Raw genomic sequence first — 24125 nt, forward strand, 5'->3', positions numbered from 1 at the left:
CTCGGCAATCCATGCACTGGTAAAGAGCCCTGCACTGGGCGAACGGAAAGTATTTTAGTAGAAGTGGCTAAATATGTCCGTGCGGTAAAGATGAAATTTATCGACACCATATGTAATAAAATGTCGACTTAAATCCTATCCCGCACCGAGCCACAAACTCACCAGTTCGACCATACGAGTTGATTATTCCTATACAAAAGCTGCACAAAAACAATCAACCCGTTCAGAGCCAATATCAGTGCCTGCTGGTCACCGTCAATACATCGGTATAAACCACGTTAACGCTTTGCCCGACTTTCAAGTCCTTGAGTTTGGCCTGGACCTCGGGTCGTTTGACGTCAACCGTCTTGGACTGGCCTTCCGGGTTTTCGAAGGTCACCTTGTGCTTTTTCACGTCAATGTGGGTGATTTTCAGCTGCACTTTCACCTGGCGGTAAGCTTCGCCGCCGGGGTTGGCGCTACCTGGCGCTGCGCGCATTTCACCGGTGGCTTCGGCGGTGCCCGGCAGGCCTTTGTCGACATCGGTGTCGAGGTAGGCCGCAACGGCGCTGGTAACCCGGATATCGACCGTATCGCCGACCTTGAGGTTTTTGAGGTTTTTCGCCTTGTCGGTCAGTTGCACAGGGAACTCATTACCCTGCGGACCTTTAAGGACCACGGAATGATTCGCGGTATCAACCGAAACGACTGTGGTGGTGACCTGATCAGCCACCACGACTTCGGACAACGGGATATCGGCGGCCACCGCGCCAAAACTGGCGGCAGACAGTAAGGTAGCGAGGGTGATGGCTTTGGTCAGTGCATGGCGTTTCATAGGCAGAACATTCCCTGTGATTGATGGCAACAAACGGCGTTGAAGCCAGGCTCAACGCCCTGTGTGCGATGAGCATAGACGCTGTTTGGCGAGTGGTCGCCGCGGGCCTCTGATTTTCGTGGCTAGTACCCGGTCATTTCCAGATATCCGATCCCTGCATGGCTGCCACTGAGGCGCACCGGGCCTTCCCAATATGGAATGCGCAAGTCCATCCAGGCCTGGGGATTGAGCGCGGTGATGGTGATATCGAAGTGTCTGGCGGGGATCTTGATCGACCAGCGCACGGGCATCTCGCGTCCTGCCACACGCGCGGTGTCTTGTGGCGTGAGGCTGATGTCGCTGGCGTGCAGCAATTGTGTCTGGCCCCGGGCGTCGATCCAGGTGCCGATGAGGTAAGGCTCGCCGTCCTTTTGCCGCATGCGATACAGCATCACCTGCTCGCCGCTGTCCAGGTGCAGGGAGAACCAGTCCCAACCGGTCTGATTGCTTGTCAGGGGCTGGCTGCTCCATTCGCGGTCAAGCCAGGCCGGGCCACTGACCTGAAAGGTTTGGCCGTCGATGTCCAGCGTACCGCTGGCCTGGAAAAACGGCTGGCTGTAGTAATACGAGGCCTGACCCTGCTCGGATTTCTGGCTGAATCCCTGGTCCCCCTGAAGCACCAGCGGACCTGTCGAGGTCAACCGCAACCGGTAACTGAAACGCCGGTCACGAGCAATGAGCTGCAGGTCGGCTAACGGGTCGTCGGCAGTCGCCTGACTGCGCAACTGCCAGTCGTCGATCCACGCATTGAACGGCGTGAGGCTGACACCGGCCTGACCGACGCCACCACGGGCATAGCGTTCAGCCGCGTGATGTACCGTCGCCGACGTCACCGCCGCGTGACCGAGCCAGATCGTCTGATTCTGCCAACCCGCCACCTCGGGGGTGGCATTCAAGGCACTGCGGAACAACGTCCATTGCGCGCCGAACTCATGCCCCTGATCGTCCTTCAGGTTGGCCGTGACGTACCACCATTCGATGCGAAAGCCGTCGTGCGGGCCGTGATCCGCCGGGAAGCTGAACACCCGACCGGGCACCACCTTGGTGAACGCAGCGGCCTGGTTGCCCAGCCCGGCAAAACCCTTTTCTACCGGTGCCGGTTGATCGCAACCGCTCGCCAGCAGCGTCAGGAGCAACACGCCGAGCTTAATCTTCATGGGCGAACGTCCGCAGCAGGTCCGCCGGTTGCGTGCGGTACAAACGGTACAACGGCCAGGCCGAAGCCAGCAGCGTCGCCACCAGCGCCAGCCCCATCAATTGCAACAGTTGCCATGGAAACACCCGCAACGGCAGGCGCCAGCCAAAGGCCTGCACGTTGATCACCGTGTCCAGGCACCACGCCAGGGCGATGCCCAGCGGCAACGCCAGCACCAGGGTCAGCAGCGCCAGCAGCCAGGTTTGCCCGAGGTTGAGCAACATCAAATGCCGACGTGTCACCCCCAGTGCCCACAGCGGCGCCAGTTGCCCGAGACGGCTCTGGCTTTGGGTCAACAGACTGATGAACAGCGCCACCCCGGCCACGCACAGCGTCAGGCTATTGAGCGCGGCGGTGGCGGCGAAAGTGCGTTCGAAGACTTGCGTGGACCAACCCTTGAGCCGCGCCTGATCGACGATGCGGCTGTCGTCGAGGGTAAAACGCGCCTGTAACGCCGCGACGAACGCCGGGATCGACGCCGGCTCGATGCGCAGGTTGAAGCGGCTCGGTGCCAATTGCGGCCAGCCGCGCTGCAGGTGATTGATATTGACCAGAATGTGGCCCTTGGGATTGCCGTAGTCGGCGTAGATCCCGACGATCCGCGGCGACCACGGGCCGGTTGGCGTCGGCAGCGTCAGGTGATCGCCGAGCTGCACGCGCAGGCGCCGGGCCAGTTGCTCGCTGAGCATCACCGCATCGTCCCTGGCCAGTCGCTCCCAAGGGTTGTCGCCCAAGGTCTCGAGCAGCGGCCAGTGCTGGCGATAGGTCGGATGGTCGATGATCCCCGACAAGTCCGTCGGCCAGCCCTGCAACTGGATCGACACCTGCCAGTGGGGCAGCACTGCCGCCAGTTGCGGCTGCTGGTCGAGCCAGCTGTGCAGCTCCCGGGCCTGGGCCGGGTTCTGTGGGTTGAGGTAAAGCTCGGCCGTCAGCCGTTGCTCGAGCCAGTCGCTGAAGGTTTGGCGGAACCCCGCGGTCATGCTGCCGGCACCGATATTCGCCGCCATGGCCAGCAGCAGCGCCATCAACGCCAGGCTCAGGGCCGGCAGTTGCTGACGGCAATCGGCGACAAACCACTGGCCGAGCACTGAGCGACTGCGCTGCGAACCGAGACTGAGCAGCGAACTGAGCACCACCGGCAGTGCCAGTGCGGCACCGATCAACAGCGCCGCCATCAACACGAAGCCAATGACCAGGCTGTCACCGAAAATCAACGCCAGCAGCGCGATCACCCCGGCCATTGCCGCCACCCCGCCCTGGCGTCGCAACCAGCGGGCATGGGCCTGATGCCAGGCCTGCGGGTCGGCCAGCGCCAGCAAGGGCAAGCGCGCCGCCCGCAGCAGGCTGCTGGCACCGGCCAGCAACGCGCCGATCAGGCTCAAGCCGATACCGCTGAACCACCACGACAGGCTGAGGCTCAACTGCCCCGCCACTTCGGCGCCGTACAAGCCACGCAGGCTGGCGGCGACATCGGGCAACAGCACGCCGGCCAGCAGGTAGCCGCTGACCACCCCGGCCACACCGCCGATCAGGGCCAATCCACCCAATTCGACGGCGAGACAAGCGATCAGCATCCGCGCACTCACACCGCAGGCACGCAGGGTCCGGAGCAGGCTTCGCCGTTGCTCCAGCGCCAGCCCGATGGCGGCGTGCACGATAAACAGGCCGACAACGAACGACAGTACCCCCAGGGCATCGAGGTTCAGGTGAAAGCTTTCGGTCAGGCGCGCCAGGTTGTTTTCTTCACCGGCGCTCTTGAGTTGCAGCTGTCCCTTGAGCGAATCCGGCAGCGGCGCAGTGAAGTCCTTCGGCAACAGCAGACGCGACAACTGATCCGGCAACCCCAGAATCTGCTGGGCAAAACCGATGTCCACCAGCAGCACACCGGGCGCCATATCAGCCTGCACATGCAACGGCGGCAGTGCCGCGCCAGCCAGGTTAAAGGGCCGGTCACCCTCACGCAAATCCAGTGCCTGCAAGGTTTGCGACGATATCCAGGTAGTGCCCGGCGGGCTGAAAAAATCGACCACCTGTTCAATCGCCAGGGCCTGCCCGGCCACCGCCGCGCCCGCCGGCAGCGACACCGGCTCGATGCCCATCAACTGCAAGCGCTGCTCTTCATGGCCCTTGAGCGTGACTCGCCCTTGCAGTACCGGTGACACCGGCCACCCCGCTCGGCGCAGATCGATAAACCATTGCTGTGGAAACGTGCCGCCGCCGGGCGCACTGAGGCTGGCCTGAGGTTCGCCACCGATCAACCGACTGGCGCGGGCATAACTGTCGCGGGCCTGGCTGTTGAGTGCCTGGACGCCGGTCAACAGACTGGTGGCCAGCCACAACCCGGTCAGCACACTGAAAAACTGTACCGGGTGCTGCCGCCAGTGGCTGAGCAGGGCGCGCAGGGTTTCGCCGAAAATGCGCATGTCAGCGCGCCCCCACACCGGCAAGACGACCACCGCACAGCAGCGCTTTTTCCGCCAGCCGCGCCGCCACGCCGGGACTGTGGGTGACCATCAACAGGCTGGTGGGACTGTCGTCGAGCAATTCCAGCAGCAACTGCAACACCTCGGCGCCGGTGGTTTCATCGAGGCTGCCGGTGGGCTCGTCGGCCAGCAGCAGTTGCGGGCGCGACGCCAGCGCCCGCCCCAGCGCGACCCGTTGCTGCTGACCGCCGGACAGTTGCTCCGGGTAGCGCCGCAGCAGCTCGCCCAAGCCCAGGCGCTGCACCAGGTGCGCCTGCCAGTGTGGGTCATGGCGCCCGGCCAGACGCGCCTGAATCGCCAGGTTGTCTTCGACCCGCAGGCTGCCGATCAGGTTGAATTGCTGGAACACCAGGCCGATTTCCGTACGACGCCAGTTCGCCAGTTGCCCTTCATTCATCTGTTCCAGACGATGCTCGCCACTGCGGATGCTGCCGCGATCGATCCTGTCCAGCCCGGCGATCAGGTGCAGCAAGGTGCTTTTGCCACTGCCCGACTCGCCCATCAGCGCCAGGCTGCTGCCGGGCCTGAGCGTCAGGTCGACGCCTTGCAGCACCGGCAGCGGCCCCTGCGGTGTGGCGTAGCTTTTGAACACGCCATGGACTTCAAGCATGGGTCAACCTGCTGGATATGCCTGGTCCAAGGATAGCGGCCCTGAATGTTTTTTGTCCGTTGCTGATGATCGCCCTGCCCGAGCCCCGCCCTACCCTCGAAGCTGGTCTGACCATAACGATAAAAACGGAGACGCCATGCCTCGTTTCACCTTGAGCCCTCGTGGGCTGCTCGCTTGCCTGATCACTGCCTGCCTTGCGCAATCGGTGGTCGCCGCCGACGGACCGGTCGCGGCCAGCCCGCAAACCACGGCCAGTAACGCCGCCGTGCTGCAACAACTGCCCTTCACCGACCGCACCGACTACGAGTCGGTCACCAAGGGCCTGATCGCGCCGTTCAAGGGCCAGGTCAAGGACGCCTCGGGCAAGGTCATCTGGGATATCCAGGCCTATGACTTCCTCGCCAGGGATCAGGCCCCGGAGTCGGTCAACCCGAGCCTCTGGCGCCTGGCCCAACTCAGCGCCCATGCCGGACTGTTCGAAGTCAGCCCTCGACTGTATCAAGTGCGCGGCCTTGACCTCGCCAACATGACCATCATCGAAGGCGACGACGGGCTGATCATCATCGACCCGCTGACCATGGCCGAAACCGCCAAGGCAGCACTGGACCTGTACTACCAGAACCGTCCGCACAAACCGGTGGTGGCGGTGATCTACAGCCACACCCACGTCGACCACTTCGGTGGCGTGCGCGGGGTCATCGACGAAGCCGACGTCAAGGCCGGCAAGGTCAAGGTATTCGCCCCCGCCGGGTTCATGGAACACGTGATGAGCGAGAACGTCTACGCCGGCAACGCCATGAGCCGCCGCGCGCAGTTCCAGTTCGGCAGCCTGCTGCCCCGAGGCGAAAAAGGCCAGGTCGATGCCGGCCTGGGCAAGAGCACGCCGAGTGGCGGCACCGTCACCCTGATCCCGCCCACCGACCTGATCGACAAGGAACTGGAAACCCGCACCATCGCCGGCCTCGACGTGGAATTCCAGTTGACCCCGGGCACCGAGGCGCCGGCGGAGATGAACCTGTACCTGCCGCAGTTGCGCGCCTTGTGCATGGCGGAAAACGCCACGCAAATGATGCACAACATCCTCACCCCGCGCGGCGCGCAAGTGCGCGACGCCAAGGCTTGGGCCGAGTACCTGGACGGCAGCCTGGCGCGTTACGGCGACAAGAGCGACGTGTTGTTCGCCCAGCACAACTGGCCGACCTGGGGCGGCGAACGCATCCGCACCTTCCTCGCCGACCAGCGCGACATGTATGCCTTCCTCAATGACCGCACCCTGCACCTGCTGAACCAGGGCCTGACGCCGCTGGAAATCGCCGACTCGATCAAGAAACTGCCCGGCAGCCTTGACCAGAAGTGGTACACCCGTGGCTACTACGGTTCACTGAGTTTCAACACCCGCGCGGTGTATCAGCGCTACATGGGTTTCTATGACGGTAACCCGGCCAACCTCAATCCGCTGCCGCCGGTAGAAACGGCCAAGCGTTCGGTCGAAGCCATGGGCGGCGACGCGGCCGTGCTGGGGAAAATGCAGGCGGCAATGGCCAAGGGTGAATACCGCTGGGCCGCGCAACTGGGCAATCAGTTGCTGTTCGCCAACCCGGACAACGGCGATGCGCGCAAAGCCCAGGCCCAGACGCTGGAGCAAATGGGCTATCAAAGTGAAAACGCCACCTGGCGCAACATGTACCTGACCGGTGCCATGGAACTGCGCGATGGCGTGCCACCCCAAGCGGGCACGTCGGTATCGGTGGACATGGTTCGGGCGATGAGCCCGCAGATGTTCTTCGACTTCCTGGCGGTTCGCCTGGACAGTGAAAAGGCTGTAGGCCATGACCTGACCCTGAACTGGACCTTCGAGGATCAGAACAAGGACTTCAACCTGACCCTGCGCAATGGTGTGCTGACCCACCGTGCCGGGCTCAATCCCCAGGCGGACGCCAGCGTGACCATGAGCAAGGCCACCCTGGAACAGATCAGCCTCAAGCAACTGGATATCCCGGCGGCGATCCAGAAAGGCCTGATCAAGTTGCAAGGCAATGGCAAGAAGCTTGGGGAGTTGATGAGCAGCCTCGATACCTTCGCGCCGCAGTTCAATATCGTCACGCCTTGAACCGGTGACGCGGCAAACCGCGTCGCCTCCATCTCGAGCAGGTCGGATCGCCGCACCGTCGCTCCCACACTGGATCTGTGTCATTCACAAATACTGTGAACAGCCTGGATCCCTTGTGGGAGCGACTGACGGGTCTTATTTGGCCGTAAATTTGGTGTAGCTATTGATCAGGTTGCGATAGTTCGGCAGGCGCTCAGACAGCAGGTTGGCCAGGCCTTCCATGTCGTTACGCCAGTCGCCTTGCAGCTCGCAGGCCACAGAGAACCAGTTCAGCAGGTGCGCACCGGCGGCCGACATGCGTGCCCAGGCCGCTTGCTGCACGGTGGTGTTGAAGGTGCCGGAAGCATCGGTCACCACAAACACCTCAAAGCCTTCGGCAATGGCCGACAGGGTCGGGAACGCCACGCATACGTCGGTCACCACACCGGCGATGATCAGTTGCTTGCGTCCGGTGGCCTTGATCGCCTTGACGAAGTCTTCGTTGTCCCAGGCGTTGATCTGGCCCGGGCGTGCAATGAACGGCGCGTCCGGGAACTGCGCCTTGAGCTCCGGCACGATCGGACCGTTCGGACCGCTGTCGAAACTGGTGGTTAGAATGGTCGGCAATTTGAAGAACTTGGCGATGTCACCCAAGGCCAGCACGTTGTTCTTGAACTCGTTGGGCGAGAAATCCTGTACCAGCGAGATCAGACCGGTCTGGTGGTCGACCAGCAATACCACGGCATCGTCTTTGTTCAGGCGCTTGTAAGGTACGTTGCTCATTGGAAACTCCTTGGTGGATGGTTGTCGCAGTCAACGCCGACCTGTTGGGCCGGCGCTTTTTTAAATGGGTCAGAAGGCAAAACACGAGCAGCCAAAGGCGCCCCAGAAACCGGCGAAATCGCTGACCGGCGCGTTCGACAGGCGCGCCCGTTCATGACTGTGGGAATGCACCGCGCACGGGCCGCTGCAATGGTGAACCTGGGCCTGCATCGGCGACGTCGGGCGCCAGTGGCCCGGGACCTTCACCACCGGCGACCAGTCCGGCAGCACCGGTACGCTGGCCGGCCCGAGCTTCTCGAAGTCACCGGCGCCGTACACCACCTTGCCGCCGACCACGGTCAGCACCGACTCGATCCACTTGATCGCCTCTTCGTCGACGCTGAAAAAGTCCGCGCTGAGGGCCGCGACGTCGGCCAATTGCCCGACCTTGATCTGGCCTTTCTTGCCTTGCTCCGACGAGAACCAGGCGCTGCCATGGGTGAACAGTTCCAGTGCAGTCAGGCGCGAAAGGCCTTCGGCGTGCAACTCCATGCCGCCGACGGTGCGACCGCTGACCATCCAGTACAGCGAGGTCCACGGGTTGTAGCTCGACACCCGGGTCGCGTCGGTACCGGCGCCCACCGGTACGCCCTCGGCCAGCATGCGTTTGATCGGCGGCGTGGCTTCGGCCGCTTTCGCGCCGTAACGCTCAACGAAGTATTCACCCTGGAACGCCATGCGATCCTGAATCGCAATGCCGCCCCCCAGCGCCCTCACTCGCTCGATGTTCTGCGGGGTGATGGTTTCGGCGTGGTCGAAAAACCACGGCAAGCCGTTGAACGGAATGTCGCGATTGACCTTCTCGAACACGTCGAGCATGCGGCTGATGGATTCGTTGTAGGTGGCGTGCAAGCGGAATGGCCAGCGTTGCTCAACGAGATGGCGCACCACCGGCTCCAGTTCCGCTTCCATGGTTTGCGGCAGGTCCGGGCGCGGTTCGAGGAAGTCTTCGAAGTCCGCCGCCGAGAACACCAGCATTTCCCCGGCACCGTTGTGCCGCAGGTAATCGTCGCCCTGGTGCAGCTTCACGCTGCCGGTCCAGTTCTTGAAGTCGGTCAACTCTTCCTTGGGCTTCTGGGTGAACAGGTTGTAGGCGATGCGCACGGTCAGTTGCTCATCCTTCGCCAACTGTTCGATCACCTGGTAATCGTCCGGGTAATTCTGGAAACCGCCGCCGGCGTCGATGGCACTGGTCAGGCCCAGGCGATTGAGTTCGCGCATGAACTGGCGGGTCGAGTTGACCTGATACTCCAGCGGCAGCTTCGGCCCCTTGGCCAGCGTCGAGTACAGAATCATCGCGTTGGGCCGCGCCACCAGCATGCCGGTCGGCTCGCCGTTGGCGTCGCGCACGATCTCGCCACCCGGCGGGTTCGGCGTGTCGCGGGTGTAACCGGCTACGCGCAACGCGGCGCGGTTGAGCAAGGCGCGGTCGTACAGGTGCAGGACGAACACCGGTGTGTCCGGTGCGGCCTGATTGAGCTCTGCAAGCGTTGGCATACGTTTCTCGGCGAACTGGAATTCGTTCCAGCCACCGACCACCCGCACCCACTGCGGCGTCGGCGTGCGGTCAGCCTGATCCTTGAGCATGCGCAAGGCATCGGCCAGTGACGGCACACCTTCCCAACGCAGTTCCAGGTTGTAGTTCAAGCCACCACGGATCAGGTGCAAGTGCGAGTCGTTGAGCCCGGGAACCACACAACGGCCCTTGAGGTCGATCACCTGGGTGTTCGAACCACGCAGGGCCATGGCCTGGGCATCGCTGCCGACCACGACAAAACGACCGTCGCTGATCGCCACGGCGCTGGCGAGCGGTTTTTCGCGGTCAACGGTGTGGAATTGACCATTGAACAGAATCAGATCGGCGTTCATCACGGTTCCTCGTGCAAAGTAGCGGGAGACAGCCAGGGCGCAAACAGACGCGTCGCCATGGGCATGAAGATGTAAACCACCGACAGCACGATGGTCAGGGTGATCAGGAACGTGGCAACCACGTAGTTGGAGAGCAAGGCGTTGAGCCGCAACAACGGCCCCCAGAGCAGCGGCACCAGCAAGGTGTGCGGCAGGATCACCAGCAGCGTCACCACTGCTTGCTTCCAGCGCGGCGGTGGCGTCCCGGCTTCGGCCTGGGGCGAAAACCAGAACTCGTTGACCGGATTGACTTCGGTCTGGTCGCCATCGGCGAGCATCGGCGCGGCTTCGTCGACCAGTGCCTGGCGTTGCGGTGAATCGAGCCAGTTCTGCATCGCTTCGGTCGAGCAAAAACGCAGCACGCAGGTGTAGGTATCGAGGCCGGTGTGCTTGCCACGCACCACATCCACGCCCAAGTGCCCGACGTTCTGTGCGGCCACCTTGACGATGTTGCGCAGCCAGGCTTCATAAGGCACTTCGAAACCGGCCTTGACCCGGTGTTTGACGATCAGGGTCACCACCTCATCAGGCCCGGGACTTGCCGGCTCACGGCGATTGGATTCAGACATAACGCAAGGCTCCGGCGAAACGGACATTGAGCGCCAGCCGTCCCGGCCCGGCGATGAAAATGCTGGTGAAGACAATCAGCAACAGCCAGCCGAACTGGCCTTCGAAGAGGGTCCACTGCGGATGCACGATCAACATCGACACCCACAGCACAAACAGAATAGGCAAACATGCCAGACGCGCCAGCAACCCGCCGACGATCAGCAGCGGGCACACGACCTCGGCGAAAATCGCCAGCACCAGCGTCAGGTTCGCGCCCAGGTGGAAAGGGTCTTCGATGTTTTGCAACTCGGCACTGTAGTGCAGCAGCTTGGGCAAACCGTGCACCCACAACAGGAACAGCCCGCCGCTGACCCGCAGGAACAGCAGCCCCCAGTCTTGCGCCCGATCATCGCGTCGCGAAGCGTCCATGGCCTACCCGCACAAATGAAAAAACACCGGCACCGATGCGCCGGGACTGGATTCGATAGTGCCGGGACGGGGGGAGGAAAAATTGAATGTACGTGCTCTGTTTGCGGGAAGACCGAGATCGACCAAACGACATGGAACCCTGTGGGAGCGAGCTTGCTCCCACAGGTTTATTTGTTGTTGCCTCTACCGGGTTATTCCTGCGGGTCGAGATTATCCAGCGCCCGATTCACCGCCAGCTCACCAAGCATGATGATCTGCGCAATCCCCAGCAGCGCGTTGCGATGAGGGCTTTGCAGAAATCCCGCAAGGTCACTGGCCATGATGCTGGCCGAGGCCAGGGATTCGCAGGCGTGGGCCAATAGCGTTTCGGTATTGATGTCGGGGGCGATGACAAACATCGTGCTGGGTTTGTGCGATGGAGCCGGATCTTTCGGGGGATTGAGGTAGTGATCCAGTGCGCGGTCGGCGGCTTCGTGGAGCTTTCTGGAGTCGAGCGAATCGTAGGGGGAAACGTCGTCGGATTGCGGGGGATTCGGGGTTGGTTTGAACATGGCGGAGCTCCTTTATACCTGATAAAACCACCAAAACCCGTCGCTAAACAAGTAAGGGTGGCAGCTGTACGCAGGTTAGCGAACCGGGAGGTATAAGACCCGGCAGACCCGAAGGTCTCCCGCGCACAGCCACCATGTCGAAAATTGCAAACACACGAATATGTGCAATAGAGACTGGAGCCTTGTTGCGCTTATACCTGGTCGGGTCGCTAAACCCGGTCGCTGAAGTTACAGCGACAGGGAAACGATAAAGACCGAGTACAAGACTCACAAGCCGGCGGATTCTGGCGTAGTTGTAGGCAACGACGCAAGGCGGTGTGGCTTTCAGGAATAGAGGCTGACGGCTTTTAAACAGGGCTGTCAGAACACTGCATATTCCCTGTGGCGAGCTTGCTCGCGATGGCGGCATTACATCCGGCACTGGTGTTGACTGATCCACCGCTATCGCGAGCAGGCTCGCTCCTACAGGTGCTGAGTACATCTGTGAGAGATTGGTTGGCTGGCTGGCCGCCTTCGCTGGCAAGCCAGCTCCTACAGTTGATCGGCGTACACAGACGCTTCTCACCACTCATCAGGCCGAGCGTTAGCTCGCCTGCAGCTCTTGATCTTGATCCACCCGCCCCCTCGGCAGGCTGAGTGGAGGTGTTCATCCGGGGATGGGCGCGCAGCGCCGTTCGACGCAGTCGAACTCATTGCATGTAGGTCGAAGCGAAGCCGACCGGAGGGCAATGCCCCCGGATGAATACCGCAGCGAAGGAACGCCGAGCCTAAGCGAGGGGCCGTACGTTCGGGGCGAGCGTTTTTTTGGTTACTTTTTTTAGGCGCTTGTAAAAAAAGTGACTCGCCGTAAGGGCGAAACCGCCAGCCGCCGTTACCGCAGAAACGGATATGTACTCGATCATGAAGGAATATCCAAAGCCACAGACATGAACTGACTGATCCGCGACCGCAACCACCGCTCCGCCGGATCATTGTCATGCACCCCGCTCCAGGCCATCGACAACTGCGCCGCCTCAATCTCGAACGGCGGATCCTCGGCCCGCAACCCACACCCCTCCACCAACGCACACGCCGCATAATCCGGCACGGTGGCAATCATCTCGGTCCCGGCGAGCAACGCCCGCAACCCACTGAACTGTGGCACCCCCAGCACCACACGACGACAGCGCCCGACCTTCGCCAGATCCAGATCGATATTGCCGCTCAAGTCCCCCGAGAACGACACCATCGCATGAGGCCGCTCGCAGTACTCATCCAGGGTCAGCGTCCCCGGCCGGGTGTCGCCGCGCAGCACCTTGCAGGGAATATCGCGCAGCTTCTTGCGCTTGGCATTGGCCGGCAGATCCGTGGTGTAACTCACACCCACCGAGATTTCCCCCGACGCCAGCAGCGCCGGCATCAACAGGTAATTGGCCCGCCGCACGACCACGACGATGCCCGGTGCTTCCTCTTGCAACTGACGCAGCAACGGTGGAAACAAACCAAACTCGGCATCGTCCGACAGACCGATGCGGAACACATCGCAACTGGTCTCCGGGTCGAATTCCTTGGCCCGGCTGACCGCGCCGGAAATGGTGTCCATCGCCGGCTGCAACTCCTTGAGAATCGCCAACGCACGCGCCGTCGGTTCCATGCCGCGACCGTTGCGCAACAGCAACGGGTCGTCGAACAGATCGCGCAAACGCCCCAACGCGGCGCTCACCGCCGGCTGACCCATGAACAGTTTTTCGGCGACGCGGGTCAGGTTCTTTTCGAACATCAGGGCTTCGAAAATCACCAGCAGGTTCATGTCGACGCGACGCAGATCGTTACGGTTCATAGGCTCGGGTTCCTTGTGTGGTCGGCCAGGCGCGAGAACTGCCGACTTTACTCGATCAACGGCACGTTCGCCGCTCGTTTGTACGGTCCGTATTCCACCGGCACCCACTGGAAATGCTTGCCTTCGGCGGTGATATGACCGATGCCGGGGAATGGCAGGTGCGCCGCCGTCACCCAGGTCTTGCTGGTGGCAGCGGCACTGAACACCTGGTTGCGGCTTTTGATCGCATGCTGGCTGTCGACGTCGAAACCGATCGATACCTCAGGGTGCAGGAATTGCACGGCGAGGTTGTGCACCAGGTCGCCCATGAACAGGATGCTTTGCCCTTGCGAGGTGAAACGGTACGTGGTGCTGCCCGGCGTGTGTCCGGCTTCCAGTTGCGCCTCGACCACGCCCGGCAGCGGCGACTGGCCGGGGGTGAAGGTCTTGAATCGGCCGGCGGCCACGTAAGGTGCGGTGGAATCCTGGGCGATTTTGAAGTAGCCCTTGGCCGCTTCCGGTGCCTTGGCCAACGCCTGCGGGTCGAGCCAGTAGTCGGCTTCGGCCTTGGCCGCGTACACCGTGGCATTGGCGAACAGCGGTTGCTGCTGGCCATCCACCAGACCGCAGACGTGATCCAGGTGCAGGTGGGTGATCAGGATGGCGTCCACCTGCTCGGGTTTGTAGCCGGCCGCTTGCAGGTTGGCCGCAAGCTGGCCGGCGGTAGGACCGATGCATTGCCCTGCCCCGGTATCAATCAGGACAAGCTGTTTACCGGTATTGACCAGAAAGGCGTTGAAGGCGGTCTGCACACCCGGGGTTTCAATCGAACGACGGGCCAACAGCGCGCGGATCTGGCTCTGGCTCATGCCTTGCAACAGCTTCGGCGACAGGTCGTTATAACCGTCGAACAGCGCCGTCACTTCGTAATCCCCCAGCGCCAGCCGGAAGTAACCGGGTACTTGCGAGCCCACCTGCGCAGGCGCCTGGGCCAGCGCGTTGGCGGATATCAGAACCAGGCCGATGGCGCCCAGCGTTCCCTGCCATGTCCGTTTCATCTGTTCACCTTTTCAAACCAATCGACGGTCCGTTGTGGCCCGCTCCAGATTGCGCATCTTGTGCCCATCGACGTCGCCCGCACTTGCAACGATGTGCTGTGTTCACAACCTCGGGCATGGAATTAACAACGTTTAACTCGTCAGCCACAGCGGGCGCCGCCAACAATGAAGCCCTCAGCGCAGAACTGTTTTTCCAGAGTAACGGTGCTGATCGCTCAAACCGGGCGCCAGTGCTTTTCCTCCCCCGACCGGACAATGGCCATGGCTTTCCCACAGCACACCTCCGCCCGCGCACTTGCCAGCGAACCACGCAAGACCAACACCGGCGGCCTCAGCTCGCAGCGCGAACGGCTGGTCAAACAACTGATCCTCGAACGCCTGGGCGACAGCCTGGAAGTCAGCGAACTGGCACAGGCCTGCGCCCTCTCGCGCAGTCACTTCTCCCGCGCGTTCAAGTGCAGCACCGGCCTCTCGCCCCAGGACTGGATCCGCCAGCAGCGCGTGGCCCTGGCCAAGCAATTGATCCAGTACACCGACATGAGCCTTACGCAGATCAGCCTCGAATGCGGCTTCTGCGATCAGGCGCACTTCTGCCACATTTTCACCCGCAGCGAAGGCATCAATCCGTTTGCGTGGCGCAGTCAGGTGGTGCATGGCCTTAAAAGCAAAAGATCGCAGCCTTCGGCAGCTCCTACGGGCATGCACGCAACCCTGTAGGAGCTGGCGAAGCCTGCGATCTTTTGATCCGGCTTTTTAACTTTTCAAGAACGCCAACAGGTCAGCGTTGAGCTGATCCTTGTGGGTGTCCGTCAAACCGTGAGGGGCGCCCGGGTAAATCTTCAGGGTCGAGCCCTTCACCAGCCTTGCAGAGGAGACTCCCGCCGCTTCGTAGGGCACGACCTGATCCGCGTCGCCATGCACCACCAGGGTCGGCACGTCGAACTTCTTCAGGTCTTCGGTGAAGTCGGTTTCCGAGAACGCCTTGATGCAGTCATAGGCGTTCTTGTGCCCGGCCATCATGCCCTGCATCCAGAACCAGTCGATCATGCCCTGGGACGGTTTCGCGCCGGGTTTGTTGAAGCCGAAGAACGGGCCGCTGGCGAGGTCGATGTACAGCTGCGAACGGTCGGCCAGCGAGGCCTGGCGGATGCCGTCGAACACGTCCAGCGGCAGGCCGCCGGGGTTGGCTTCGGTCTTGAGCATCTGGGGCGGCACCGCGGAAATCAGCCCGGCCTTGGCCACGCGCCCGGTGCCGTGGCGACCGATGTAACGTGCCACCTCGCCACCGCCGGTGGAGAAGCCGAACAGCACGACGTTTTGCAGATCGAGCAGCTCGATCAACTGCGCCAGATCGTCGGCGTAATGGTCCATGTCATTGCCCGACCACGGCTGGCTGGAACGCCCATGACCGCGACGGTCGTGGGCGATGACCCGGTAGCCCTTGGAGGCCAGGAAAATCATCTGCGACTCCCAGCTGTCGGCGTTCAGCGGCCAGCCGTGACTGAAGACAATCGGCTGACCGGTGCCCCAGTCCTTGTAGTAGATCTCGACGCCGTCGCGGGTAGTAAAGGTGCTCATGGGTGATGCCTCCTTAACGAGGGTTGGGGTGTGAATCAAACCGATAGCGGGTTCATGCGATCCGCCAGGCGCGCCACGCGCTCGCCCAGGTGCGCGGCGGTGCAGCGATCCTCGGGCGGAGGGGCATCGTCGGGGGATTGTTCGACATTCGACTGGGCCATGGCGCCCAGTGAGCTACCCAGGCGATTGAGTTGGCCGTTGAACGCGCCGGTGCTGGAACGCGCCGGCAGCAGGTCGAGGCCGACCCAGATCATCGAGTGCTGGGCGGCGAATACGGCCATTTGCAACAAGGTGCTGAGTTTGTCGCCGCACAGGCAGCCGGAATTGGTGAAACCGGCCGCGAGTTTGTCGCGCCAGGGCTGGGCCAGGTAGAACGCCGCCGTGGCCTCCATGAATGCCTTGAAGGCCGCCGAGGCGCTGCCCATGTAGGTCGGCGCGCCGAAGATGATGGCGTCGGCGTTGTGCAGCCGCTCCCAGTGCTCGTCCACCTCCTGGACCGGAATCAACTGGCAGGTGCTGCCCAGGTTCCGTTCCACGCCCCCGGCCACGGCTTCGGCCATGACCCGGGTGTGCCCGTAGCCACTGTGATAGACCACCACCACGTTGCTCATTGCTCTGTCCTTGCGATGGATTGAATCCCTTTGTAGGAGCGAGTTTTGGCGCAGACCGGACGCGCGACGAGTTAAACGTTGTTAAATTTCCATGGCGCGCAAAAAGCCTCGGCAACTGCTGTCCGTCTGTCGCGCCCAATGATCACGGGACCGACAGCCATTGGCCGATACGTTAGAGTCAATGCCTGCCCCTTCAGTCACCCGGGCGGCGCATTGCGCTGGGTAAAAAACCTGAGGAATATGCTCGAAAACCGCGTATTAGACGGATGCAGCAGGAGCGACTCGTTGACCCTTTCCCCCGAACAGGCTGTTCATTTCGGCCCCTACCGGGTCTACCCCGGACAACGCCTGGTGATGGAGGCCGACCAGCCCTTGCGCCTGAGTCGGCGCGCCATGGACATCCTGTTGATCCTGCTGGAACACGCCGGCAACGTGGTCAGCAAGCAACAATTGATCGCCCGGGTCTGGCCCGGCAGCGTGGTCGAAGACATCAACCTGCGGGTGCAAATGGCCGCGTTGCGCAGGGCGCTCGGCGACGGTCAGGCCGGCCAGCGCTACATCGTCACCGTGGCCCAGCGCGGGTACAGTTTCGTCGCCCCGCATTCACTGGAACAGGCCGAGCAAGCGCCGGGGCCCGCACGTACCGCGTCGAGCCGGCATAACCTGCCGGTGCGCCACACGCGCATGATCGGCCGGCAGACCCTGGTCGACAACCTGATGGAGCAACTGCCCCGCCAGCGCTTCATCACCCTCGTCGGCCCCGGCGGCATCGGCAAGACCACCGTAGCCCTGCGGGTCGCCGAACAAATGATCGGTCGCTACCGGGACGGCATTCACCTGCTGGACCTGGCCCCGATCAACTGCCCGCTGATGATTAACGGTCATCTGGCGACGCTACTCGAACTGGCCCTGCACGACGACGCTCCCCTGAGCGGACTTGCAGACTCTCTGCGCGATCGCCACATGCTGCTGATCATCGACAACTGCGAACACTTGGTCGACGCCATTGCCCAGCTCAGCGAAGACATTCTGCGCAGTGCGCCGCACGTGCACATCCTCGCCACCAGCCGCGAGAGCCTGCGGGCCGAAGGGGAATTCGTCCAGCGTCTGGAGTCACTCGACTGCCCGCCGCCCATCGCCGTCCTCGACCGCGCCCAGGCCATGACCTTTTCCGCCCTGCAACTGTTTGTCGAGCGGGCCATGGCCAGTCATGACAGCTTTGAACTGACCGATGATGAACTGCCGCTGCTGATAGACATTTGCCATCGACTGGACGGCATACCACTGGCCATCGAACTGGCAGCGGCGCAAGTGGGCAACTTCGGATTGCACGGCTTGCTGGCGCAGTTGCAAAGCAGCTTCCGGTTGCTGAACCAGTCCTGCCAGACGCCCCTGGCACGCCATCAGACCCTGCGTGCAACATTGGACTGGAGCTTCGAACTGCTCACTGCCTGCGAAAAGACCTGCCTGCGCCGACTGAGTGTGTTTTGCGCTGGTTTCACCCTGGAGTCGGCAGCCGCGGTGATTGTCGGCGAACACATAGAACCGCGCGAGGTGTTCGGTTCAATCACGCAACTGGTCGCCAAGTCGTTGCTGAACGTGGAAGTGGGCGACGAAGACGTGTACTACCGTCTGCTCGACACCACCCGCGGCTACGCCCTGGAAAAACTTGCGCAAACCGCCGACCTGCCCGGCACGCGGGAACGCCATGCCGAGCGCTGCCTGGTGCTGATGCAACAGGCGCAGGACGACTGGGAGAAAACCTCGACCGACCTGTGGATCGAGCGCTATGGCCGGGCTCTGGAGGACATCCGTGCAGCCCTCGATTGGGGTTTGCACGCTCAAGGGCCGCAGGCACTGGCGATACGCCTGGCCGCGAAGTCCACTCCCATGTGGCAGGAGTTGTCACTGTTCAAGGAACACGGCGGTTATGTGCGCAAGGCCCTGGCCTTGCTCGAGCAGTCACCCGAGCCTTGCCCGCGCCTGAAGATGGCCCTCATGCTGGCCCTGGGCAGCGCCTGTTATCACGCGCAGGGGGGTACCGACGAAACCGTCGGCGCCTTCGTCAGCGCCCACCGCCTGGCCCGACAGTGCAACGATGTGGCTGGCCAGTTACTGGCGATTTCCGGTCACCTGGCGGTCAATCTCTGTTGCGGTCATTACCGGATGGCCCAGGAGCAGAGCCGACAATTCGATCAACTGGGGCTGCATGACGACGCCCTGATGTCCCTGAGCATGCATCGATTGCGGGTACTGGCCCTGCACTTCTGCGGCGACCAGCATCAGGCTCGGGAGCATGCCGAACAGGTGCTGCAACGCATGGCCCACAGCGGTCATCTCAACCGTTTCACCCATGGTTTCGGCGTGCAATACGACCAGAGCGTTGCGGCGCTGACCATCCACGCGCGCATCCTCTGGCTGCAAGGCCAACCGGAGCAGGCCTGGCGCGCGGCCCGGCAGGCACTGGACATCGCATTGCAGATCAACCACGGCACATCGATCTGCTACACCCTGGCGCTCTCCGGCTGCCTGATCGCTTACTACAACGGCGACACCCGCTGCGCCCGCGAACTCCTGCGCCTGCTCCTGGAACAGGCGCAGAAACACTCGGTTCTACTGTTCTACAACTGGGCGCAATACTACGCGCAGGTTATCGGCGGCACCGATGTTCGACCGACCGGCCGCCAAAGTGTCGGTTTGATCAAAGACATCATGGTCACGCTGGATACGGCATACGTCGACGATGGTTTGCTCGAACGCGCGCAAAACGGTGTGTCGGGCTGGAGCACGGCAGAGATTCTGCGGGCCAGGGCCAAGACATTGCTGGCAACGGATTGCCCGGTCAATGTAGCAACGGCCGAAACCGTGCTGCTCAAGGCACTCAAGGTGGCAAAAGCCCAGGGTGCCCTGGCCTGGGAGCTGCGCAGCGCCACCTCGCTGGCGCAACTGTGGCAGCGTCAAGGCCACCGCCAAAGGGCGTATGACCTGCTGGCACCGATCTACCAGCGCTTCACCGAAGGTTTTGCCACGCCAGACCTGATGACGGTTCGCCGGCTACTCGACGAGTTGCAATGCCACCTGCCCGCCTGAAGGCCAGCGCGCTTGACTGATGTAGCCGGCATAACGCATTTCAAGGGCACGCAAATCGCCACTGAGTTCGAGTTTTTCCAGTGCGTAGGTGCGGGTGGTATTGAGGAAGTGGTAACGGGTCACACCGCCACCCTGCTCCTGGGACAGCAGTGACTTGAGAGCGAGGTTCTCCATCACCTTGATCAGCTCGGCCACCGGCAGCACGTCGCAGCTGATTACGCCAATCGCTGCCTCCTGGGTAAACGCCATTTTGAACACCGCCAGACGCTGCAACACGGTTTGCTCCACGGCAGTCAACCGTTCGTAGCTCCAGTCCAGAGCGGCTTTGAGGGTCTGATGTCGGGGAACGGCTGTGCGGCGGCCCTGAGTCAGCAGCTGAAAACAGTTGTCGAGTTGCGCTTGCAACCCCACCAGCGCCAACGCATCGATTTGCGCCGCGGCCAGTTCAATCGCCAGCGGCAGGCCATCGAGGCGTCGGCAGATATCCCGTACGGTCCTGAGGTCTTGTTCGCGCAGGGTGAACCCGTGCAATCGAGCCCGGGCACGGCTGACGAACAACTGCACCGCCGAATAGCCCATGACCTCGGCGACGCTACGCAGCCCTGACGCCGGCGGCACTGCCAGCGGTGGCAGACGCAATACGGTTTCGCCAGACGCCTTGAGGGGCTCGCGGCTGGTGGCGAGGATCGACAGCCGGGGCATCGAGTGCAGCAGTGTTTCGATCAACGTCTGGCAGCGTTCGAGCAGGTGTTCGCAATTGTCGAGCACCAACAAGGCATGCCGCTGCGCCAGCGTCTCCAGCGTGGTGCCGACCTTCAGTTCAAGGGTTCGAGTGAGGTAATCAGTCACTTGCGCCGGGTCATCGATCGCCGCCAGGTCCACCAGCCACACGCCATGCCGATAGTGCTGCAACAACAGTTCGGCCACGCGCAGCGCCACGGTGGTCTTGCCGATCCCGCAAGGCCCGACCAGGGTCATGAATCGGCGCACCGGCAACTGCCGCACCAGGCTGCCGACAACCGCATCGCGCCCGGTAATCGGCGTGAGCCGCGCCGGCAGGTTGTGCAGGAGCTTTTGTACGGTCCCGCTCGGGAACGCTACAGGCTCTGGCGAAAGCTGCACCGGGGCGACAAAACTGTAGCCGCGCTGGGGAATGTTGACGATGTAGCACTGGCCGTTCTGCCCATCGCCCAGGRCACGACGCAGGGCGGCAATGTGCACCCGCAGGTTGATCTCTTCGACCACGGAGCGCGGCCAGACCTGCGCAATCAACTCTTCCTTGCTGACCACTGAACCTGCGTGCTCGACCAGCACCTGCAACACGTCAAGGGCACGGCCGCCCAGGCGCAGCGGTCGATCGCCCTCCAGCACCAGTCGCTGACTGAGGTGGAAAGCGTAGGGCCCGAATTGCAGCACCGCTTCGCTGTTTATATCTCTGAGGCTGTTCATGGGCCGTCACCCGCTGGAAACCTGGCTTCCAGCCCAGGCCCCGCACCGTCCTTGCAATGAGTTCAGCGGTATCTTGGCAGGCCTCGGTGACCATACAACTGCCACGGGGGGAGCGTCACGGCCATTGCGGTGCGCACGACGGACATGCGCGCTAGCTGAACTGCTCGCGGTATTGGGTCGGGGTCAGGCCGAGCTTTTCACTGAATAGAAAACGCATGTGCCGCACACTGCCGAAGCCACTTTTGAACGCCACGGTTTTGAGCGGCAACTCGGTGGTTTCCAGCAGGTTCCTGGCGCAATCGATGCGTGCGCTTTGCAGAAACTCCATCGGCGTCATGTTCACTTCCCGGGCGAACACCCTGGCGAAGTGGCGCGGGCTCATGTTGGCCAGACCCGCCATGCGCTCGATGCTGTAGGTTTCATCGAGATGTTCAAGCACATGGTTCTGCACGCGGGTAATCGCCGTTTCGTGAGGCGCCACCGCCGCCATCAACGGGCTGAACTGCGCCTGTCCGCCCTGGCGCTTCATCACCACCAGCAACACCTTGGCCACGTCCTGGGCGACTTTCTTGCCGTGGTCCTGCGCCACCACCGACAACGCCAGGTCGATCCCGGCAGTGACGCCACCGGAGGTGATCAGGTTACGGTCCTGGACAAAGATCTGATCGGTCTCGACGGTCGCCTTCGGAAAGCCCTTGATCAGCCGCTCGGTGTAGTGCCAATGGGTGGTGACGCGATAGCCGTCGAGCAAACCTGCATGCCCCAACACGAACGCCCCGGTGCAGATCGAGCCATAAGCGGCGGACCGGCTGACGTTGTGCCTGAGCCAGTCGAGCAATGGCGGATGCCGTTCGTTGTAGGCACCGGGACCACCGGGCACCAGCAGCAAATCAAAACCCTCGCAGGCCTGATCGATGTGCCGGTCGGCATGCACGCTCACCCCGTTGGACGCCCGCAGTGCGCCGGGCTCAGTGCCGATGGTCGACAGCACATAGTGATCGTCGGGTTTCAGATAACGATTGGCGATGGAAAACACTTCCATGGGCCCGGCCATATCGAGCAGGAGAAAGTCGGGAAACAGCACCATTGCCACGGTTTTCATGGATTGGAATTCACTGGGATCAAATCAGGAAGCATTGACTGACATTGAAACCTGTGGGATCGCCGCACCGCCGCTCCCACAGGTTTGGTCGTCGGGAGTTAGGGCGAATTATGCCTCAAACACCGGCGATTCATTTCACAAAAAACCGTCAACCACAACGAGACAGTATTTCAATTTCTACCTACTTATTGCATCAACCAGTAACCATTAACCTTCTCCTCAGTCGGACGAATTCACGTCCCCACAGGAGATTTCATCATGCTGACTCTTCGCAAAGCCTCGGATCGTGGCCTGGCCAATCACGGCTGGTTGAAGTCGTTCCATACCTTTTCCTTCGCCAGCTATCGCAACCCGAAAGAGCAGGGTTTTTCTGACCTGTTGGTGATCAACGACGACCGCGTTGCCGCCGGTAAAGGCTTCGGCCAGCACCCGCACCGCGACATGGAGATTTTCTCCTATGTGCTTGAAGGTGCCCTGGAACACAAGGACACCCTGGGCACCGGTTCGGTGATCCGCCCCGGCGACGTGCAACTGATGAGCGCAGGCAGTGGCGTGGCCCACAGTGAGTTCAACCACTCCAGCACCCGGGCGGTGCACTTTCTGCAGATCTGGATCGTGCCCGACGTCAGTGGCGCCAAACCGCGTTATCAGCAAGAGCACTTCAGCCCCCAGAAAAAACGTGGGCGCCTGCAACTGATCATCTCGCCGGACGGCGCCAAGGGTTCGTTGAAGGTGCGTCAGGATGCACGGGTGTATGCCGGACTGATCGACGGCAAGGAAAGCGCCACCCTGGAACTCGCCGCCAACCGCTACGCCTATGTACACGTGGCCCGGGGCAGCGTCGAACTCAACGGTGTGTTGTTGCAGGAAGGCGACGGTATGCGGGTTCGTGATGAACAGGCACTGACCCTGAGCAATGGCGTGGATGCCGAAGTGCTGGTGTTTGACCTGCGTCCACAGGAATTGCCGGAAATGCCATGACAGATCCCTGTAGGAGCGAGCTCGCTCCTACAGGTTACTCACCAGTCCCGGCAAACCCCGCGACAATCTCATCGATCACCGCCCGGACTCTGGCCGTATGCCGCAGGTCGGCATGGGTTACCAGCCAGATGTCATAGGGCAACGGCCGCGAGCGCTCCGGCCACAACCTGACCAGCCCCTCCTTCTCCCCGATGTACACCGGAATTTCCCCGACCCCTATTCCCGCAGCAATCGAGCGGCGCACCAGCAGGCTGGAACTGAGGCTCGCGACAATCCGCCCGCGTGCCACCGGTTCCGAGACCAGCGTCAGGTCCTTGTTGCCCTGCAAGTACGGTTGATACACCACCAGGTCATGCCCGGCGAACGCCGACCCGGGCTCCGGCACGCCGAGGGCATCGACATAGGCTTGCGAGGCAAACAGACCCACCGGCCAGCGGGCGATTCGGCGAGCGATCAGGTCCGGGTTGTCCGGTCGGGTGTTGCGTACGGCGATGTCCGCCTCGCGTTTGGCCAGGCTGAGGATCTGCGTGGTGGCGTCCAGTTGCACCCGTACATCCGGGTGTTTTCGATGCAGACGAGCGATCGCCGGGATCAGGAAATCGATCGCCAGGGAGTCGGTGGTGCTGACGCGAACCGTGCCGGTCAGGCGTTCGTCCAGGCCCTGGATCTGGCGTTCCAGCTCCAGCGCCGAATGCTCCATTTTCTCTACGGCCTTGAGTGCCGCTTCGCCGACAGCCGTCAGCGCATAACCTTCGGAGGTACGCAGGAACAAGGTCGCACTCAATGACTTTTCCAGCGCCGTGATGYGCCGGCCGACCGTGGCCTGGTCGACCCCCAACACCCGCGCCGCACCACGCAACGTCGATTCACGGCAAACCGCGAGAAATACCCGGGCGTCATCCCAATTCATCACACTCTCCTGATGATGCAATTACGCATCATCATAGCGCGTAATCGCTGCATTAATGC

Annotated in this window: 20 protein-coding genes; 4 read left to right on the plus strand and 16 right to left on the minus strand. The window is 62.1% G+C overall.

The features are described from left to right. Nucleotides 1–235: 235 nt before the first annotated feature. The 4 genes from AC1DWG_RS27800 to AC1DWG_RS27815 all read right to left on the minus strand — a co-directional run bounded on the left by AC1DWG_RS27800 (nucleotide 236) and on the right by AC1DWG_RS27815 (nucleotide 5141). Nucleotides 236–814: a hypothetical protein gene (locus AC1DWG_RS27800; RefSeq protein ID WP_477755074.1), complete on the minus strand. Its 579-nt coding sequence runs from the start codon at nucleotides 812–814 to the stop codon at nucleotides 236–238. A 122-nt stretch (nucleotides 815–936) separates the two neighbouring features. After that, nucleotides 937–2010: a lipocalin-like domain-containing protein gene (locus tag AC1DWG_RS27805; protein ID WP_477788642.1), complete on the minus strand. Its 1074-nt coding sequence runs from the start codon at nucleotides 2008–2010 to the stop codon at nucleotides 937–939. Further along, nucleotides 2000–4471 (minus strand): ABC transporter permease, encoded by a 2472-nt coding sequence (locus AC1DWG_RS27810; protein ID WP_477788643.1) that lies wholly within the window; start codon nucleotides 4469–4471, stop codon nucleotides 2000–2002. The genes AC1DWG_RS27805 and AC1DWG_RS27810 overlap by 11 nt, the downstream gene beginning before the upstream one ends. Before the next feature lies 1 nt (nucleotide 4472). After that, complete coding sequence (locus tag AC1DWG_RS27815; protein WP_477755077.1) at nucleotides 4473–5141, minus strand: ABC transporter ATP-binding protein; 669 nt, start codon at nucleotides 5139–5141, stop codon at nucleotides 4473–4475. A 136-nt stretch (nucleotides 5142–5277) separates the two neighbouring features. Here AC1DWG_RS27815 and AC1DWG_RS27820 point away from each other — a divergent pair, with 136 nt between their 5' ends. Beyond that, a complete protein-coding gene (locus AC1DWG_RS27820; protein ID WP_477788644.1) occupies nucleotides 5278–7251 on the plus strand; it encodes an alkyl/aryl-sulfatase in 1974 nt (657 codons plus the stop codon). A gap of 135 nt (nucleotides 7252–7386) precedes the next feature. Here AC1DWG_RS27820 and ycaC read toward each other — a convergent pair whose 3' ends face one another. The 7 genes from ycaC to AC1DWG_RS27855 all read right to left on the minus strand — a co-directional run bounded on the left by ycaC (nucleotide 7387) and on the right by AC1DWG_RS27855 (nucleotide 14345). After that, nucleotides 7387–8013 carry an isochorismate family cysteine hydrolase YcaC gene (gene ycaC, locus AC1DWG_RS27825; RefSeq protein WP_095942850.1) on the minus strand — a complete coding sequence of 209 codons (627 nt, stop codon included), beginning with the start codon at nucleotides 8011–8013 and terminating at the stop codon, nucleotides 7387–7389. Between the two features lie 69 nt (nucleotides 8014–8082). After that, nucleotides 8083–9921, minus strand: coding sequence for an amidohydrolase (locus AC1DWG_RS27830; RefSeq protein WP_477755079.1), 1839 nt, complete (start codon nucleotides 9919–9921; stop codon nucleotides 8083–8085). Further along, complete coding sequence (locus AC1DWG_RS27835) at nucleotides 9921–10529, minus strand: antibiotic biosynthesis monooxygenase (protein ID WP_477755080.1); 609 nt, start codon at nucleotides 10527–10529, stop codon at nucleotides 9921–9923. Before AC1DWG_RS27835 ends, AC1DWG_RS27830 begins: the two co-directional genes overlap by 1 nt. Then, entirely contained in the window at nucleotides 10522–10938 is a 417-nt protein-coding gene (locus AC1DWG_RS27840; RefSeq protein ID WP_218432098.1) for a DoxX family protein, read from the minus strand. The genes AC1DWG_RS27835 and AC1DWG_RS27840 overlap by 8 nt, the downstream gene beginning before the upstream one ends. 191 nt (nucleotides 10939–11129) lie before the next feature. Continuing rightward, nucleotides 11130–11489, minus strand: a complete 360-nt coding sequence (locus tag AC1DWG_RS27845; RefSeq protein ID WP_477755081.1) for a DUF6124 family protein — start codon at nucleotides 11487–11489, stop codon at nucleotides 11130–11132. A gap of 898 nt (nucleotides 11490–12387) precedes the next feature. Beyond that, complete coding sequence (locus tag AC1DWG_RS27850; protein WP_477764682.1) at nucleotides 12388–13308, minus strand: LysR family transcriptional regulator; 921 nt, start codon at nucleotides 13306–13308, stop codon at nucleotides 12388–12390. A gap of 47 nt (nucleotides 13309–13355) precedes the next feature. After that, a complete protein-coding gene (locus tag AC1DWG_RS27855) occupies nucleotides 13356–14345 on the minus strand; it encodes an MBL fold metallo-hydrolase (RefSeq protein WP_477764683.1) in 990 nt (329 codons plus the stop codon). Between the two features lie 261 nt (nucleotides 14346–14606). Between AC1DWG_RS27855 and AC1DWG_RS27860 the strand changes: the two genes are divergently transcribed. Then, complete coding sequence (locus AC1DWG_RS27860; protein WP_477764684.1) at nucleotides 14607–15062, plus strand: helix-turn-helix domain-containing protein; 456 nt, start codon at nucleotides 14607–14609, stop codon at nucleotides 15060–15062. A 36-nt stretch (nucleotides 15063–15098) separates the two neighbouring features. Here AC1DWG_RS27860 and AC1DWG_RS27865 read toward each other — a convergent pair whose 3' ends face one another. Continuing rightward, the gene (locus tag AC1DWG_RS27865; RefSeq protein ID WP_477764685.1) at nucleotides 15099–15923 is read right to left on the minus strand and encodes an alpha/beta fold hydrolase; all 825 of its coding nucleotides are present in this window, start codon (nucleotides 15921–15923) and stop codon (nucleotides 15099–15101) included. A gap of 35 nt (nucleotides 15924–15958) precedes the next feature. After that, the gene (locus tag AC1DWG_RS27870) at nucleotides 15959–16534 is read right to left on the minus strand and encodes a flavodoxin family protein (RefSeq protein ID WP_477788645.1); all 576 of its coding nucleotides are present in this window, start codon (nucleotides 16532–16534) and stop codon (nucleotides 15959–15961) included. Between the two features lie 285 nt (nucleotides 16535–16819). Here AC1DWG_RS27870 and AC1DWG_RS27875 point away from each other — a divergent pair, with 285 nt between their 5' ends. Beyond that, on the plus strand, nucleotides 16820–19624 hold the full coding sequence (locus AC1DWG_RS27875) for an ATP-binding protein (RefSeq protein ID WP_477788646.1): 2805 nt from the start codon (nucleotides 16820–16822) through the stop codon (nucleotides 19622–19624). Here the strand turns inward: AC1DWG_RS27875 and AC1DWG_RS27880 are convergent. Both AC1DWG_RS27880 and AC1DWG_RS27885 read right to left on the minus strand, forming a co-directional pair. Beyond that, nucleotides 19589–21073, minus strand: coding sequence for an ATP-binding protein (locus AC1DWG_RS27880; protein WP_477788647.1), 1485 nt, complete (start codon nucleotides 21071–21073; stop codon nucleotides 19589–19591). The genes AC1DWG_RS27875 and AC1DWG_RS27880 overlap by 36 nt on opposite strands. Before the next feature lie 151 nt (nucleotides 21074–21224). Beyond that, on the minus strand, nucleotides 21225–22175 hold the full coding sequence (locus AC1DWG_RS27885) for a GlxA family transcriptional regulator (RefSeq protein WP_477764689.1): 951 nt from the start codon (nucleotides 22173–22175) through the stop codon (nucleotides 21225–21227). A 258-nt stretch (nucleotides 22176–22433) separates the two neighbouring features. Here AC1DWG_RS27885 and AC1DWG_RS27890 point away from each other — a divergent pair, with 258 nt between their 5' ends. Beyond that, nucleotides 22434–23156, plus strand: a complete 723-nt coding sequence (locus AC1DWG_RS27890) for a pirin family protein (protein WP_477764690.1) — start codon at nucleotides 22434–22436, stop codon at nucleotides 23154–23156. A gap of 34 nt (nucleotides 23157–23190) precedes the next feature. Here AC1DWG_RS27890 and AC1DWG_RS27895 read toward each other — a convergent pair whose 3' ends face one another. Continuing rightward, complete coding sequence (locus AC1DWG_RS27895) at nucleotides 23191–24066, minus strand: LysR family transcriptional regulator (RefSeq protein ID WP_477788648.1); 876 nt, start codon at nucleotides 24064–24066, stop codon at nucleotides 23191–23193. Between the last annotated feature and the right edge of the window lie 59 nt (nucleotides 24067–24125).

It is taken from the genome of Pseudomonas sp. P4_B3 (genome assembly GCF_056402295.1).

Coding starts and splice junctions, on each gene's coding strand:
- AC1DWG_RS27850 (WP_477764682.1), bottom strand. CDS start 13,308: ATGAACCGTAACGATCTGCGTCGCGTCGACATGAACCTGCTGGTGATT.
- AC1DWG_RS27840 (WP_218432098.1), bottom strand. CDS start 10,938: ATGGACGCTTCGCGACGCGATGATCGGGCGCAAGACTGGGGGCTGCTG.
- AC1DWG_RS27810 (WP_477788643.1), bottom strand. CDS start 4,471: ATGCGCATTTTCGGCGAAACCCTGCGCGCCCTGCTCAGCCACTGGCGG.
- AC1DWG_RS27885 (WP_477764689.1), bottom strand. CDS start 22,175: ATGAAAACCGTGGCAATGGTGCTGTTTCCCGACTTTCTCCTGCTCGAT.
- AC1DWG_RS27815 (WP_477755077.1), bottom strand. CDS start 5,141: ATGCTTGAAGTCCATGGCGTGTTCAAAAGCTACGCCACACCGCAGGGG.
- AC1DWG_RS27800 (WP_477755074.1), bottom strand. CDS start 814: ATGAAACGCCATGCACTGACCAAAGCCATCACCCTCGCTACCTTACTG.
- AC1DWG_RS27805 (WP_477788642.1), bottom strand. CDS start 2,010: ATGAAGATTAAGCTCGGCGTGTTGCTCCTGACGCTGCTGGCGAGCGGT.
- ycaC (WP_095942850.1), bottom strand. CDS start 8,013: ATGAGCAACGTACCTTACAAGCGCCTGAACAAAGACGATGCCGTGGTA.
- AC1DWG_RS27870 (WP_477788645.1), bottom strand. CDS start 16,534: ATGAGCAACGTGGTGGTGGTCTATCACAGTGGCTACGGGCACACCCGG.
- AC1DWG_RS27845 (WP_477755081.1), bottom strand. CDS start 11,489: ATGTTCAAACCAACCCCGAATCCCCCGCAATCCGACGACGTTTCCCCC.
- AC1DWG_RS27835 (WP_477755080.1), bottom strand. CDS start 10,529: ATGTCTGAATCCAATCGCCGTGAGCCGGCAAGTCCCGGGCCTGATGAG.
- AC1DWG_RS27830 (WP_477755079.1), bottom strand. CDS start 9,921: ATGAACGCCGATCTGATTCTGTTCAATGGTCAATTCCACACCGTTGAC.
- AC1DWG_RS27865 (WP_477764685.1), bottom strand. CDS start 15,923: ATGAGCACCTTTACTACCCGCGACGGCGTCGAGATCTACTACAAGGAC.
- AC1DWG_RS27855 (WP_477764683.1), bottom strand. CDS start 14,345: ATGAAACGGACATGGCAGGGAACGCTGGGCGCCATCGGCCTGGTTCTG.
- AC1DWG_RS27860 (WP_477764684.1), top strand. CDS start 14,607: ATGGCTTTCCCACAGCACACCTCCGCCCGCGCACTTGCCAGCGAACCA.
- AC1DWG_RS27820 (WP_477788644.1), top strand. CDS start 5,278: ATGCCTCGTTTCACCTTGAGCCCTCGTGGGCTGCTCGCTTGCCTGATC.
- AC1DWG_RS27890 (WP_477764690.1), top strand. CDS start 22,434: ATGCTGACTCTTCGCAAAGCCTCGGATCGTGGCCTGGCCAATCACGGC.